The sequence below is a fragment of the Streptomyces sp. NPDC050988 genome, from assembly GCF_044456225.1.
Lineage (GTDB): Bacteria > Actinomycetota > Actinomycetes > Streptomycetales > Streptomycetaceae > Streptomyces.
This window is the reverse complement of the sequence record NZ_JBITFQ010000003.1, coordinates 356,929-371,465: the sequence shown is the minus strand read 5'-3', so window position 1 is coordinate 371,465 and position 14,537 is coordinate 356,929. Positions and strand designations below refer to the sequence as shown.

At 69.7% G+C, this 14,537-nt stretch carries 11 protein-coding genes; 5 read left to right on the top strand and 6 right to left on the bottom strand.

Going from position 1 to position 14,537, the window contains the following annotated elements; all coding sequences use genetic code 11:
- Positions 1–191 precede the first annotated feature (191 nt).
- Entirely contained in the window at positions 192–920 is a 729-nt protein-coding gene (locus ACIBEI_RS09900; RefSeq protein ID WP_398886944.1) for a hypothetical protein, read from the top strand.
- 66 nt (positions 921–986) lie between these two features.
- On the opposite strand, the gene ACIBEI_RS09895 is transcribed toward ACIBEI_RS09900, so the two are convergent.
- Positions 987–2,495, bottom strand: coding sequence for a glycosyltransferase family 39 protein (locus ACIBEI_RS09895; protein ID WP_398886942.1), 1,509 nt, complete (start codon positions 2,493–2,495; stop codon positions 987–989).
- A 118-nt stretch (positions 2,496–2,613) separates the two neighbouring features.
- Between ACIBEI_RS09895 and ACIBEI_RS09890 the strand changes: the two genes are divergently transcribed.
- Both ACIBEI_RS09890 and ACIBEI_RS09885 read left to right on the top strand, forming a co-directional pair.
- Positions 2,614–4,251: a peptide-N4-asparagine amidase gene (locus ACIBEI_RS09890; protein WP_398886940.1), complete on the top strand. Its 1,638-nt coding sequence runs from the start codon at positions 2,614–2,616 to the stop codon at positions 4,249–4,251.
- A gap of 164 nt (positions 4,252–4,415) precedes the next feature.
- Entirely contained in the window at positions 4,416–5,894 is a 1,479-nt protein-coding gene (locus ACIBEI_RS09885) for a cation:dicarboxylate symporter family transporter (protein WP_398886938.1), read from the top strand.
- Between the two features lie 143 nt (positions 5,895–6,037).
- Here ACIBEI_RS09885 and ACIBEI_RS09880 read toward each other — a convergent pair whose 3' ends face one another.
- Both ACIBEI_RS09880 and ACIBEI_RS09875 read right to left on the bottom strand, forming a co-directional pair.
- The gene (locus ACIBEI_RS09880) at positions 6,038–7,495 is read right to left on the bottom strand and encodes a Gfo/Idh/MocA family protein (RefSeq protein WP_398886937.1); all 1,458 of its coding nucleotides are present in this window, start codon (positions 7,493–7,495) and stop codon (positions 6,038–6,040) included.
- Between the two features lie 309 nt (positions 7,496–7,804).
- Positions 7,805–8,269 carry a MarR family winged helix-turn-helix transcriptional regulator gene (locus ACIBEI_RS09875; RefSeq protein WP_398886935.1) on the bottom strand — a complete coding sequence of 155 codons (465 nt, stop codon included), beginning with the start codon at positions 8,267–8,269 and terminating at the stop codon, positions 7,805–7,807.
- 95 nt (positions 8,270–8,364) lie between these two features.
- Here ACIBEI_RS09875 and ACIBEI_RS09870 point away from each other — a divergent pair, with 95 nt between their 5' ends.
- Both ACIBEI_RS09870 and mltG read left to right on the top strand, forming a co-directional pair.
- Entirely contained in the window at positions 8,365–10,164 is a 1,800-nt protein-coding gene (locus ACIBEI_RS09870) for an ABC transporter ATP-binding protein (protein WP_398886933.1), read from the top strand.
- Between the two features lie 43 nt (positions 10,165–10,207).
- On the top strand, positions 10,208–11,053 hold the full coding sequence (mltG, locus tag ACIBEI_RS09865; protein WP_398886931.1) for an endolytic transglycosylase MltG: 846 nt from the start codon (positions 10,208–10,210) through the stop codon (positions 11,051–11,053).
- Positions 11,054–11,055: 2 nt separating this feature from the next.
- Here mltG and ACIBEI_RS09860 read toward each other — a convergent pair whose 3' ends face one another.
- The 3 genes from ACIBEI_RS09860 to ACIBEI_RS09850 form a co-directional block, all read right to left on the bottom strand.
- Complete coding sequence (locus tag ACIBEI_RS09860; RefSeq protein ID WP_398887378.1) at positions 11,056–12,156, bottom strand: NAD(P)-binding domain-containing protein; 1,101 nt, start codon at positions 12,154–12,156, stop codon at positions 11,056–11,058.
- 148 nt (positions 12,157–12,304) lie between these two features.
- A complete protein-coding gene (locus ACIBEI_RS09855; protein WP_398886929.1) occupies positions 12,305–13,456 on the bottom strand; it encodes an LLM class flavin-dependent oxidoreductase in 1,152 nt (383 codons plus the stop codon).
- 4 nt (positions 13,457–13,460) lie between these two features.
- The gene (locus ACIBEI_RS09850) at positions 13,461–14,492 is read right to left on the bottom strand and encodes an ABC transporter substrate-binding protein (protein WP_398886927.1); all 1,032 of its coding nucleotides are present in this window, start codon (positions 14,490–14,492) and stop codon (positions 13,461–13,463) included.
- Positions 14,493–14,537: the final 45 nt, after the last annotated feature.

The following is a 14,537-nucleotide window of genomic DNA, read 5'->3' as shown; positions in this document are numbered from 1 at the left end:
GGAGGCAACAAACCGTGAAAGGTTCGCGTCACAGCGTGTCCGCAGGCAAACGGTTTTCCGCCGCGAGGCAAAGATTCGGTCCGGACCGCCCGCATATCGACCGGAAGCCATGGGGCCGGACGCAATCGTCCGGATCGTGGTGCGACGATGGACCGATGCGAATAGGCGGTGCGACGCGAACAGGCGGTGCGATGCGCACGACGGCCGTGGCCGCGGTGTCCGGTGCGCTTCTGATGTCCCTGGCGGCCTGCGGCGGTTCGGACGGCGGGAGCGGGAAGAACAGCGACGGACAGGCGGACGACCGGACCGGGTCCGAGCAGGCGCGCACCGTCGACCTCAAGACGATCCCCGACGTCGGCGACAAGCTGCAGAAGCAGATCCCCTCGGGCTCCCGCCAGGTCGTGGCCGTCTACGGAGAGGGCGAGAACTCGGCGGACTCCACGATCGTCCTCTACACCAAGTCCGGCTCCACCTGGGACAAGACCCGCAGCTGGAAGGGCCACAACGGCAAGAAGGGCTGGACGACCAACCACCGCGAGAACGACAAGCGCAGCCCCGTCGGGGTGTTCACGCTCAGCGACGCGGGAGGCGTCCTCGCCGACCCGGGTGCCAAGCTTCGGTACACCGAGTCGGCGGGCTTCCAGGCCCCGCACTACTGGGCCAAGTCGCACTGGAACGACTTCGACTACGTCATCGCCATCGACTACAACCGCGTCAAGGGGACGTCACCGAACGACCCGACCCGTCCCCAGGGCCAGTCCAAGGGCGGCAGCATCTGGCTGCATATGGACCACGGCAGCGGTACGTCGGCCTGTGTGAGCCTGCCCAAGTCCGGCATGGAGTATCTGTTGCGCACCCTCGACCCGGACCAGAAACCGGTCGTGGTGATGGGTGACAAGGCCAACCTCAAGGCCGCCTGACCGCCCGTCACCGGCCACCGCGCGCCCTCAGTAGCTCGCTGCGAGCCCTCAAGTATCCGAGAGCCCTCAGTAGTAGTGGCGAAGAGACGGCCACAACCGCGACCAAGGCTGCGTCGTCCCCGAGCACAACATCACGGCCGCGCCCTGTTCCTCGTTCTCCACCCCGTAGCCGTTGTCCACGCGCGCGACCCGACGGCAGTCGGTGAAGTACCGCTCGATGCCGTCCGCGTCCTCCTGCCGGACGACGAGCACCGGTCCGTCGGCCGAGTCCGGCGGAGGGCCCCAGTCGGCGTAGCTCATATGGCCGGAGTAGGGCCGAGGCAGCCCGCGCGCGGGGCCGTAGCGGTCCAGGGCGCCCGCCTCGCCATAGTTCTGCGTGAAGACCACGGCACGCGCCCGCTCACCCGCGGGAATCGCGGACCAGCCCACCGCGGCAGCGTCGGCCAGCGCGGGCCAACCCACCTGCTCGCCCTGCTCCTTGTTGAGCGCCATCGGCACGACGAGCGAACTCGGCGGCAGTATGGGCAGGGTGACCATCGAGTTGACCGCGACGGTCACGATCACGGCCACCACGGGCCACGTACGGCCGTGCCGCCGCGTCCAGGCCAGAGCCGGCTCGCAGCCCGCCACGAGCAGCACGATCAGCAGCGGAACGACGTAGTACCCCTTGCCGCCCAGGGCCACGACCAGCACGCACAGCAGCGGGTACGCGACCGCTGCCGGACGAGCCCAGCGCAGGACCGGATCGCGCCAGAGCCGCAGCCAGCCGGCGACCCACACCGGCACGAACAGCGGGGACAGATAGATGAGTTGCTCGGGCACGAACAGGATCCGGTTCTCGGTCCCGTCGTCCGTGCCGATACCCTCCGCGACCGTCAACTGAGGCCAGTCGTGATCCGCCTGCCACCACAGATTGGGCGCGGTCACCGCGAGGGCCACGGCAGCGCCGGCGAGCAGCCAGGGGCTGCGCAGCACCCGCCGCGGCCCCACGGCGAGCACGCCCGCGAGCAGCGCGACGACCAGCAGCGCCACGAGGTACTTGTTCAGCAGACCGACCCCGACGCACAGACCGATCGCGAGCCACCACCGCCCGTCACCGGTGCGCAGCAGTCGCAGCACCAACCAGCAGATCAACAGCCAGGCCAGCAGATCGAAGGTCGCCGTCGACACCATGTGCCCGACGCCCAACGGTTGCCCGGACACGCCCGCGAGCCCCGCCGCGACCATCTGTGTCCTTCGGCCGCCGCCCAACTCCCGTGCGACGAGGGCGACCACGAGGACGGCGGCCACGAAGGCGAGCGTTGCCGGGACTCGCAGCGCGACGGTGGAGTCCCCGAACAGCGCGGTGGCTGTCCGCGCGAGGAACGGCGTCAGCGGCGGCTGGTCGACATACCCCCAGGCCGGATGATCGCCCGCCGCGAGGAAGTACAACTCGTCGCGGTGGTACCCGTATCGGCCGGACAGTGCCATCAGTACGGCGGCGAAGACGGCCGCCAGACCCGCCACGGGGCCGAGGGCGAAACGAGGTAACTCGCGCGGCGCGTCGTCCCGTTCCCGATCCCGTTCCCGATCCATAGCGTCCCCCCGCCAACCGGTCGCACCACCGTACTGAGGGGGACCGATCCGGTCGAGGGGCCCGTCGTGGCCCGGGAACGCATTGCGGCCCGGGCCAACTCCCCGTAGAACACCGCCCATGAGAAGACGGATCATCATGTCCACCCTCGCCGGGGTGACCCTCGTGGCGAGCACCCTCCTCGGAGCGGCCCCCGCGCAATCGGCCGACGTGCCTGCCGAGTTCGGCACCGACTGGCACGACCCGGTCACCGCCGCCCCACCGGTCGCCCGACCGGACACCAAGTCGTGCGACGTCACCGTCGCCGAGGCACAGTTCCGCGACTTCACGCCCTACAAGGGCACGTACGCACCACCACGAGGCTGCGGCGACCGCTGGAGCAAGGTCGTCCTGCGCCTCGACGGCAAGGTCAAGGGGCGGCAGTTCGACCGGCTCGGCTATCTGCACATCGGCGGAGTCGAGGTCTTCCGTTCGTCCACTCCGCAGCCCTCGCCCGACGGCATCGAGTGGTCGGTGGAGAAGGACGTCACGCGCTACAGCGACACGTTCCGGGAGGACCAGGACGTCGAGATGCTCATCGGGAACGTCGTAGACGACACCTACACGGGCATCATCGACGTCAAGGTCACGCTCAGCTTCTACGCGGGCGAGTTCTACGAGGGCGAGCCCGCCGGCACTCTCCACAAGGGTGAGCCCGCTGCGAAGAAGACCCCCGACCGCGTCCTCACCCTTCAGGACGGCACCCTCACCACGCCCCGGAACAGTGAACGCATCGTCGCCGAGGTATACGCCACAGGGTCGGGCGGCGGCTGCGAGGAGTACTGGTATCTGACGGTGCCCGACGCCGCGCCGTACTCCTGCAAGGCCGGTGGTGGCCCCTACCGTGAGGTGCAGATCAAGGTCGACGGCCGGCTCGCGGGCATCGCGGCGCCGTTCCCGACCGTGTGGACCGGGGGCTGGTCCAACCCCTTCCTCTGGTACGTGATTCCGGGCCCGCGCGCCTTCGACATCAAGCCCGTCGAGTACGACCTGACACCGTTCGCAGGGCTGCTCAACGACGGCCGTCCGCACCGGATCGACGTCTCCGTAGTGGGCGTTCCCGAGGGACAGGCCGGCTGGAGCACCCCGGTGAACGTCCTCGTCTGGCAGGACGCCAAGAGCAAACACGTCACCGGGAAGCTCACCGCGCACAGGGCGGGAGACCTCGACAACTCTTCTACGTACACGCCGGGTTCGGAGCACCGTCTCGACACCGTGGCCGGGCACCGGCTGACCGTGGCCGGGTACGTCGACACCTCGCACGGCCGCGTGAAGACCTCCGTCGACCGCAGGCTGGCCAACACCTCCGTGCACCGCTGGACCGACGGCGAGAACACCGACGCGCTGAAGGGGACCTGGACCGACGACGAGACGGTCACCGTGGACGGACGCGGTCCCGCCAAGTCGACCCGGACGCACCGCACCTACACCATGGACGGCACCACGACACTCGGCGCCGGCGACCGGTTGCGGACGGTGCTGTCGCTGGGGGACCGGGCCGCGGTCGAGGACACGCGAGGCGGTCGGCGCACGGCGTGGTCCCGGCTCGACGACAGCTACACGGGCGACGCCACGTATACGGCGAACGTGCCGCGGGACCAGCGGCACGCGGTCGGCGCGACCAGCGAGCGCTACCGGCTGTACGGATCGGGCGGTTGCCACGACCGAACGCTGGTGACCGTCCAGGGGACGCTCACCGAGGACCGCACGGACTGCTGACCGGTCCGGTGTCGGACCGGTGCCGGTCCGGTGTGGGACGTGCCACATCCTCGATGATTTACACGCCTGTCACGTCGAGGTCCCCGGCGGTAGCAAACTCCCCCGATAGTGATCACCGCGGAATCCGCTTTCCGCATCCCAGAAGTTCCCCTGGAGGAGTGCCCGTGCCGCCGTCTGTATCGTCCCCGCGACGCGTCGCACGCATCTTGCGTACCTCACTGTTCGCGCAGGTAGCCTGCGCGCTCGTGCTCGGAATCGTCGTCGGAAGGTTGTGGCCGGACACGGCCACGACCTTCCAGCCGCTCGGCGACGGTTTCGTGCGTCTCATCAAGACGGTGATCTCGCCGCTCGTGTTCTGTGTGGTCGTCGTCGGCATCGCCAAGGCCGGCAACCTGAAGGCCTTCGGGCGGATCGGTCTCAAGGCCCTGATCTGGTTCGAGATCGCCTCCACCGCCGCGCTGCTCATCGGCCTGATCGCCGCCAACGTCTTCGCCCCCGGTTCGGGCATGAACGTCGACCCGTCGAAGCTCGACGCCTCGGCGGTCGACGACAAGACCGCCGGCGGTGCGTTGCCGACGACCACCGAGTTCATCCTCAACGCGCTGCCGCAGAGCGCGGTCGGCGCCTTCGCCGAGAACTCGCTGCTGCAGGTCCTGGTGCTGGCCTGCCTCACGGGCGCCGCGCTGCTCCATCTCGGCAACACCAAGGTGCCCGCGATCCTGCCCGCCATCGAGCAGGCCCAGGAGATCATCTTCGCGATCGTCGGCTTCGTCATGAAGCTCGCCCCGCTCGCCGTCTTCGGCGCGATGGTCCACCTGGTGGGGGAGTACGGCCTCGGGGTCATGAAGACGTACGGCAAGCTCATAGTCCTCTGCTACGCCGTGGCGATGGTCTTCCTCGTGCTGCTCGCGGTCGCGTTGAAGCTGGTCACCGGGCTGAGCCTGTGGAAGTTCGTCCGTTACACGCGCGCGGAGTTGCTGCTCGCGCTCGGCACCGCGTCCAGCGAGACGGTCATGCCCCGCATGATGCAGAAGCTGCGCCAGGCGGGCGCCCGTGACGACGCCGTGGGTCTGGTGCTGCCGACGGGGTACTCCTTCAACCTCGACGGCGCCTCGATCTATCTCTCCATCGGCACGCTGTTCATCGCGCAGGCCGTGGGTGTGGACCTCAGCCTGAGCCAGCAGGTCACCGTGATCCTGGTGCTCATGCTGACCAGCAAGGGCATGGCAGGCATCCCCGGTTCGGCCTTCCTCGCCCTGTCGGCGACGGCCTCCTCGCTCGGCGCCATCCCCGCAGGGGCCGTCGCGCTGCTGCTCGGCGTCGACCGCATCATGGACTCGATGCGCGTCGTCACCAACCTGCTCGGCAACTGCGTCGCCGTCTTCGCGGTCTCCCGTTGGGAGGGCGCGCTGGACATGGACCGGGCGAAGAAGATGCTCGATGGCGAGATCGCGTTCGTGGAGGAGGACGTGACGCCCGCCGGCGGCGACCCGAAGGCGGAAGTGCCCTCGCAGAGCGCCAAGACCGACCAGACCGCGCCGACGGGCACTCCGGACGAGGGCGAGGAGCCCGCGGACACGGCGGAGGAACCCGCAGGTTCCAAGGCCTCGCTGGCCAAGGAGCCCGCGGGCGAGGTGAGTTGAGCGCCGGGGCCCGGCGCATCCGCTCGACGCCGGGCCCCGCTCCTCCCCTCGAAGGACTCCGGAGGCCCCCTTGGTCCCGCCCCCAGGGGTCACTCCCGGAGCGGTTCCTCCGGGGGGTTCCTCCGGGGGTCACTCCAGCCCGGTCACCCCTGCGGCTTCTGCGAGTCCACCCCCGACCGCTCCTTCTTCCACAGCCCGCGCGTGAAGTCCGGGATCGCCTGGGGCGCCCCGTGCGCCTTGATCGAGGCATGGCTCAGCGGAACCGGTGCGGTCCAGGTGGCGGCGTCGTACACGTCGAAGTCCGGGACGAGCCCGAGCCGCATGCACTGCATCAGCCGGAACAGCATGATGTAGTCCATCCCGCCGTGTCCGCCGGGCGGGTCGGAGTGTTCCTTCCACAGCCAGTGATCCCAGTCGGCGTACGCCCCGAAGTCGCCCCAGGCGTCGTCTGTGTGGTCCGGCTCTATGTAAATCCGTTCCGGGTAGTCCTCGAAGACACCCTTCGTGCCGCCGAGACTGTTGATCCGCGAGTAGGGATGTGGCGTCGACACATCGTGTTCGAGCCGGATCACCCGTCCCTTCGCGGTCTGTACGAGGCTGATGGTCCGGTCGCTCTCGATGTACGTCTCCTTCCAGCTCGGGTCGCCCGGCGGCATGTTCGCCGCGCGGTACTCGGCCAGTCCGAGGGAGGGCGTGCCGAAGCTGGAGACGTGGGTGACACGGTCACCGCGGTTGACGTCCATGTAGTTGGCGACGGGCCCGAAGCCGTGGTTCGGGTAGAGGTCGCCGCGCAGCCGGGTGTGCCAGAGCCGCCGCCAGGGGCCCTCGTAGTAGTCCGGGTCGAACATCAGGCCGCGCAAATCGTGGTTGTAGGCACCCGCGCCGTGCAGCAGCCGGCCGAACTTCCCGGCGTGCGCCATGCGCAGGACCCGCATCTCGTTCCTGCCGTAGCAGCAGTTCTCCAGCTGCATGCAGTGTCTGCGAGTGCGCTCGGAGAGGTCGACCAGCTCCCAGAGTTGGTCGAGCCGCATGGCGATCGGGCACTCCACACCGACGTGCTTGCCACTGAGCATCGCCGTCTTCGCCATCTCGAAGTGCCAGTCCCAGGGCGTCGCCACGTACACGAAGTCGAGGTCGCCGCGCTCGCACAGACCGACGAAGTCGTGATCGCCCTTCGTGTACGTCGCCGGGGCGGGCTGTCCCGCGGCCACCACCTTGGCCGCGGCGGTCGCGGTCTTGTCCTTGACCGGGTCGCACAGCGCGACGACACGGACTCCGTCGAGGGCGAGGAACAGGTCGATCATGCCGTTGCCGCGGTTGCCGAGCCCGATGATCCCCACCCGTACCGTGCCGCGCCCCTCGAAGGGCACGCCGATCATGGTTCTGCCTCTCGCGGTGGGCACGGCGGACTCGCCTTCCGCCGCGGCCCCGGGCGCGGCCTCCGCCGCCGTCCCGGGCTCCGCCGCGTGAGCAGTGCCCCCACCCGCGAGCGCGCCGACCCCCAGACCCGCTCCGGCGGCTCCGGCCGTGCGCAGGACCGAGCGTCGGGAGTAGCCCTCGGGGTTCACGTCAGGTTCCGGTGTCGCGTGCTCGTCGTGCATCGGACCTCCTCGGTGGGTGGGCGCGGGTTCGGCGCGCTGTCACCCTCCTAGGGGGCCGACCGGGTCGCAAGGGGCCGAAGTGGCCAGGGAGTTGGACTTCCGGGGCCGGGTCTTTGGACTTCCGTGCGCGTGGATGAGGGGGTGTCGCGGAGCCTTCGCTGGCTCCGGTTCCGGCCCCTACTCGATCTCGCTCCGAGCCGGTCTGCCCCGATCTGGTCAGCAGCGGGAGCGGGCCACCCGATCCCTATCGGTGCCCCTGGAGGCGCTCCCGGAGGCGCTCCTGCGGGCCACCCCCGCGGCACCGCCCGCTCAGCAGTCGCGCCTGGGCGCCTCCACCGCGCCCATTCCGTCCACCAGCGTGTCCAGCAGCCCCCCGAGGACCTTGCGCTGGTCGTCCGAGAGCGGCGCCAGGATGTCCTCCGCCGCGGTCCGCCGCGCGGCGCGCAGCTCGCGCAGGGCCCCGCGGCCGTCGTCCGTCAGCTCGATGCGGATCACCCGGCGGTTGGTGGGGTCCGGTACGCGACGCACCTTGCCGCTCGCCTCCAGGCCGTCGACCAGCGTCGTCACGGCCCGGGGCACCACCTCCAGCCGCTCGGCGAGGTCGGCCATGCGCGGCGGGGAGCCGTAGTGGGCGAGGGTGCGCAGGAGCCGGGACTGGGCCGGAGTGATGCCGAGCCCGCGCTTCTCCAGCTGACGCTTCTGGATGCGGTGCACACGGCGGGTCAACCGCAGCAGCTGCTCGGCGAGCAGGCCGTCGGCGTCGGGGGTGTCCATGACGGGAACAATATCAGGACCTCGTTCATTGTGAGTATAGGTAACAATGAGCTATGCTCCGTCAGTCATCGTTCTCTCGCCCTCCGTAGGAGCCCATGCCCCGCGACGACATCAAATGGACACCGCCACCTGTCGAGGACGGACAGCCCCGGCAGGTGCGCCGCATTCTCAAGCTCTTCCGTCCCTACCGCGGCCGACTGGCCGTCGTGGGCCTCCTCGTGGGCGCCGCGTCCCTGGTCTCGGTCGCCACGCCCTTCCTGCTCAAGGAAATCCTCGACACCGCGATCCCGCAGGGGCGCACCGGCCTGCTGAGCCTGCTCGCGCTCGGCATGATCCTCAGCGCCGTCCTCGGCGGTGTCTTCGGAGTCCTGCAGACCCTCATCTCCACGACGGTCGGCCAGCGCGTCATGCACGATCTGCGCACTGCCGTCTACGGCCGGCTGCAGCGCATGTCGCTCGCCTTCTTCACCAGGACCCGCACGGGCGAGGTCCAGTCGCGCATCGCGAACGACATCGGCGGTATGCAGGCCACGGTCACCTCGACCGCCACCTCACTCGTCTCGAACCTCACCAGCGTCATCGCCACGATCGTCGCGATGGTCGCCCTGGACTGGCGGCTGACTGTTGTCTCGCTGCTCCTGCTGCCGGTGTTCGTGTGGATCAGCCGCCGCGTCGGTAACGAACGCAAGAAGATCACCACCGAGCGCCAGAAGCAGATGGCCGCCATGGCCGCCACCGTCACCGAGTCGCTCTCCGTCAGCGGCATCCTGCTCGGCCGCACAATGGGCCGCTCGGACTCGCTCTCCCGCTCCTTCGCCGACGAGTCCGAGGGCCTCGTCGACCTGGAGGTCCGGTCGAACATGGCGGGCCGCTGGCGGATGGCCGTCATCGGGATCGTCATGGCCGCCATGCCGGCCGTCATCTACTGGACGGCGGGCATAGCCCTCCAGTTCGGCGGACCCGCCATCTCCATCGGCACACTCGTCGCCTTCGTCTCGCTCCAGCAGGGCCTCTTCCGGCCGACCGTGAGCCTGCTCTCCACTGGCGTCCAGATCCAGACCTCGCTCGCCCTGTTCCAGCGCATCTTCGAGTACCTGGACCTGCCCATCGACATCACCGAGCCCGAGGACCCGATCCACCTCGACCAGGTCAAGGGAGAGGTGCGCTTCGAGGGCGTGGAGTTCCGCTACGACGACAAGAGCGGCCCCGTCCTCGACGGCATCGACATCACCGTGCCCGCCGGCGGCAGCCTCGCCGTCGTCGGCGCGACCGGCGCGGGCAAGTCCACGCTCAGCTATCTGGTGCCGCGTCTGTACGACGTCACGGGCGGCCGCGTCACGCTCGACGGGGTGGACGTGCGCGACCTGGACTTCGACACCCTCGCCCGCGGGATCGGCGTCGTCTCCCAGGAGACGTACCTCTTCCACGCCACGGTCGCCGAGAACCTGCGCTTCGCCAAGCCGGACGCCACCGACGAGCAGCTGTACGCGGCCGCGAAGGCCGCGCAGATCCACGACCACATCGCGTCGCTGCCCGACGGCTACAACACGGTGGTGGGGGAGCGCGGACACCGGTTCTCCGGCGGCGAGAAGCAGCGTCTGGCCATCGCGCGCACCATCCTGCGGGACCCGCCGGTCCTGATCCTCGACGAGGCGACCAGCGCCCTGGACACCCGCACCGAGCGCGCCGTTCAGGAGGCCATCGACGCCCTGTCGGCCAACCGGACCACCCTCACCATCGCGCACCGGCTGTCCACCATTCGGGGCGCCGACCAGATCGTGGTCCTCGACGGTGGGCGACCGGCGGAACGGGGCACGCACGAGGAGCTGTTGGAGCGCCAGGGCCGCTACGCCGCACTGGTCCGCAGAGACGCCCAACTGGAGCCAACAAGATGACTATATGTCGAGATTATGGCGAGATGCGGGTTACCGTGCCCGCATGCAGATCTACACGCCGCCCAGTCGGCCACGGAGAACGATTCGACTGACGAGCCGGGGCCGGACCGCCCTCATCGTGACCGGCGCCGTCGTGGCGGCCACCGCCGTGGCGGTGCCGCTGCTGAGCACGGACGAGAAGAAGGAGCCGCTCGCCCTGGTGATCCCGGAGGGCTGGCGCTCCGGCCAGGTCTACGAGGCCGTCGACAAGGTCCTCGCCCTGCCCGGGGGCACCACGAAGAAGTCCCTGGAGAAGGCGAACCTCAAGCTTCCGAACGACGCGAGCGGCAACCCCGAGGGGTATCTGTTCCCGGCCACGTATCCCATCGACAAGAAGTCGACCCCGGTGTCCTTGCTGTCGTACATGGTCGACACGGCGAACAAGAGGTTCGGCGGCGGGACGGTCACGGCCGGGGCCGAGCGGAACGCGATGAACGTCTATCAGACCGTCACCGTGGCGAGCATGGTCCAGGCCGAGGCGGCCACCAAGAAGGACATGGGCAGGGTGGCCCGCGTGATCTACAACCGGCTCGACCGTGGCATGCCGCTGCAGATGGACTCCACGATCAACTACGCCCTGAACCGCAACACCCTGCGCACCAGCGAGAACGACACGCGACTCAACAGCCCGTACAACACGTACGTCCGGATGGGGCTGCCGCCCTCGCCCATCGCCAACCCCGGCGAGGAGGCGATGCGTGCCGCGGTCGCTCCGCCGCAGGGCGACTGGCTGTACTTCGTCACCGTCAAGCCCGGCGACACACGTTTCACCGCCGACTACGAGGAGCACCGGAGGAACGTCGCGGAGTTCAACCGCACCAACAAGAGCGCGTCACCGAAGTCCGGCTGACCTCATCCCACCGGCGCGACCTTCGTCGCAACCCTCGGGGCGGTGTCCGGGGCGACCGCCAGTAGCCGCCTGATGTCCCGCACCGCCGCGCGCCCGGCGCGGTTGGCTCCGATCGTGCTGGCCGAAGGCCCGTACCCGACCAGATGGATCCGCGGATCGGCGACCGCGCGGGTCCCCTCGACACGGATGCCGCCGCCGGGCTCGCGCAGCCGCAGCGGCGCCAGATGGTCGATCGCGGCACGGAAACCGGTCGCCCACAGAATGACGTCGGCGGCCACGCGACGCCCGTCGTCCCACTCCACGCCGTCCGGAGTGATCCGGTCGAACATCGGCTGCCGGTCCAGGACGCCGTCCTCGATGCCCTGCCGGATCGCGTCGTTGAGCGGCAGCCCGGTCACCGATACGACACTCTTCGGCGGCAGCCCCTGACGGACCCGTTCCTCCACCAGTGCGACCGCTTCCCGGCCCACGTCCTCGGTGAACTGACCCTCACGGAACACCGGCGGCCGCCGCGTCACCCAGGTGGTCCGGGCCGCGTACGGCGCGATCTCCAGCAGGTGCTGCGTACCGGACGCGCCCCCGCCGACCACGACGACCCGCTGCCCGGCGAACTCCTCGGGGCCGGGGTACTGGGCGGTGTGCAACTGCCGTCCCCGGAAGGTCTCCTGCCCCGGATAGCGCGGCCAGAACGGCCGGTCCCAGGTGCCCGTCGCGTTGATCAGCGCCCGCGTCGACCACGTACCGTCGGAGGTCTCGACGAGCAGCCGGCCCGCCTCACCCTCGCGCATGGCCTTCACGTCGACCGGCCGCCGCACCCGCAGATCGAAGGTGCGCTCGTAGGTGTCGAAGTACTCCGCGATGACCTCGGAGGACGGCCGCGCCGGATCCGCGTCCGTCAGCTCCATGCCCGGCAGGGAGTGCATCCCGTGCACCTTGCCGTATGTGAGGGACGGCCACCGGAACTGCCACGCCCCGCCCGCCCGCGGAGCGTGGTCCAGGACCACGAAGTCCCGCTCCGGCTCGAAGCCGGTGCGCCGCAGGTGATGGGCGCTGGACAGTCCGGCCTGCCCGGCGCCGATCACGACGACATCGACTTCCCGCACTGCCTCTGCCTGCGCTCCGGTGTTGTTCACGCTTCTACTAACTCCGCCGATGACAAGGATCTTCCCGCGCCCCTTCAATGGGCGCGGGGAACTGCGCGACCAGCCACGGACGGCCCGCAGACAGCGAACGGTGCTACCAGCTGAGCGCTCAGCGACCGCCGGCGACCAGAATCGGCGCCCCAGAGGCCGGAACACGCGACAACAGCCCCCGCACGGCCAGCTCGGGAATCACCCCCTCCCCGAACCAGTACGCCTCCTCCAGATGCGGATACCCGGACAGCACGAAGTGCTCGACGCCCAGCGCGTGGTACTCCTCGATGCGGTCGGCGACCTCGGCATGGCTGCCGACCAGCGCGGTCCCGGCGCCACCCCGCACGAGCCCCACGCCCGCCCACAGATTCGGGGAGATCTCCAGCCGGTCGGACGAACCGCCGTGCAGCGCGAGCATGCGCTGCTGGCCGACGGACTCGCTGCGGCCCAGCGCCGCCTGCGCGGCGGCGATGGACTCCGGATCGAGGTCGTCGAGCAGACGGCCGGCCGTCCGCCACGCCTCGGCCGACGAGTCCCGCGTGATCGTGTGCAGCCGGACACCGAAGCGGACCGTACGCCCCTCGCGCTCGGCGAGCGAGCGGATCCAGTCGATCTTCTCCTTGACCTGCTCCGGCGGCTCTCCCCAGGTCAGATACACATCCGCGTGCCGCGCCGCGACCGGTCCCGCGGCTGCCGAGGAGCCGCCGAAGAAGATCTCCGGCAGCGGATCCGGCGGCAGCGCGGTCAGCCCGCCCTCGACCTGGTAGTGCGCCCCGTCGAAGTCGTACGGCTGCCCGCTCCACACCCCGCGCACGACGGACAGGAACTCGTCCGTGCGCGCGTACCGCTGGTCGTGGCCGAGTTGGTCGCCGAAGCGGCGCTGCTCGGTGGAGTCGCCGCCGGTGACGACGTTCAGGAGCAGCCGGCCCCGGGTGATGCGCTGGTAGGTGGCGGCCATCTGGGCGGCGAGCGTCGGCGAGATGACGCCGGGCCGGAACGCGACCAGGAACTTCAGCCGCTCGGTGTGCTGGGCCAGCGCCACGGTCGTCAGCCAGGCGTCCTCGCACCACGTACCGGTCGGCGTGAGCACCGCCTCGAAGCCCAACTGCTCGGCTGCCTTGGCGATTTGGGCCAGATACTCGATGTCGGGCGGGCGCACTCCGCTGACCGGCCGGGTGCGGTCGACGGGGTTGGCCGCGTAGGCGTGCCGGTCCACCAGAGTGCGGCCGTCTCCGCCCGTCGGCAGGAACCAGTGCGGATGTACGGTCACGACGTCACGACTCCTTCGAGGGGCGGGGAGTGGTGGTGGACGGCGGCAGGTCGCCGTTGAAGCGGGTGTCCACGAAGTCGCCGAAGTCGACCTTGCGGGGGATGAGCTTCAGGTCGGTGAACGTGTCCGCGATCTCCTGCTCGGAGGCGATGAGCGGCTTGTCGATGGCCACCGGGACCCGGGTCGCGTTGGTCCGCTTCACCGAGGCCAGCGCCACCTCGTAGGGCAGCCCGGTGTCCTTCGCCCAGACCTTGGCCCACTCCTCGGGGTGCTCGTAGACCCAGTCCTGTGCCCGCCGCAGCCGGTCCAGATAGTCGGCGATCGCGGCGGCCTTCTTCTTGTCCTTGAGCGCTTCGGGTGCCGCCACCTGGAAGGTGAGCCCGTTGACCACGTCGTCGCCGTCCGTCAGGACCCTGCCCTGCTTGGCCTGCAGCACCTGGGAGGTGTACGGGTCCCAGACCGCCCACGCGTCGACCTTGCCGGAGGTGAACGCGGCCAGGGCGTCGGCGGGCTGGAGGTACTTCACCTTGACGTCGCCCAGCGTCAGCCCGGCCGCCTTGAGCGAGGCGACCAGCTGGTAGTGCGCGGACGAACCCTGCGCCACCGCGACCGACTTGCCCTTCAGCTCCTCGGCCTTCTTCAGCTTCGAGTCCTCGGGAACGAGGATCGCGTCGCCCTTGGACCTGCCCCGGTAGGCCGCGACGGCTGTGATCCTGGAGTCGGCGCCGGCCGCGAAGACCGGCGGGGTGTTGCCGACGCCGCCGATGTCGACGGCCTTGGCGTTGACCGCCTCCAGGAGGGGCGGGCCGGATGTGAACGTCGACCACTTGATCTTGTAGTCGAGGTTCTTGAGTTCTCCGGCGGCCCGCAGCACCGCTTCCGAACCGCCCTTCTGGTCGCCGACGTTGAGGGTGAGCGATCCCTTCCCGTCGGTTCCGTCGCCCGTCGAGGTGCTGGCCGACGAGTTCCCGCCGCAGGCCGCGGCCAGCAGGGCCAGGGGGAGGAGCAGGGCGGCGGGGACGAGGTGTCGTCGCATGAGGATTCCGTTCGTGGATGGTGTTCAGGTGAGGGTGGTGGTGTA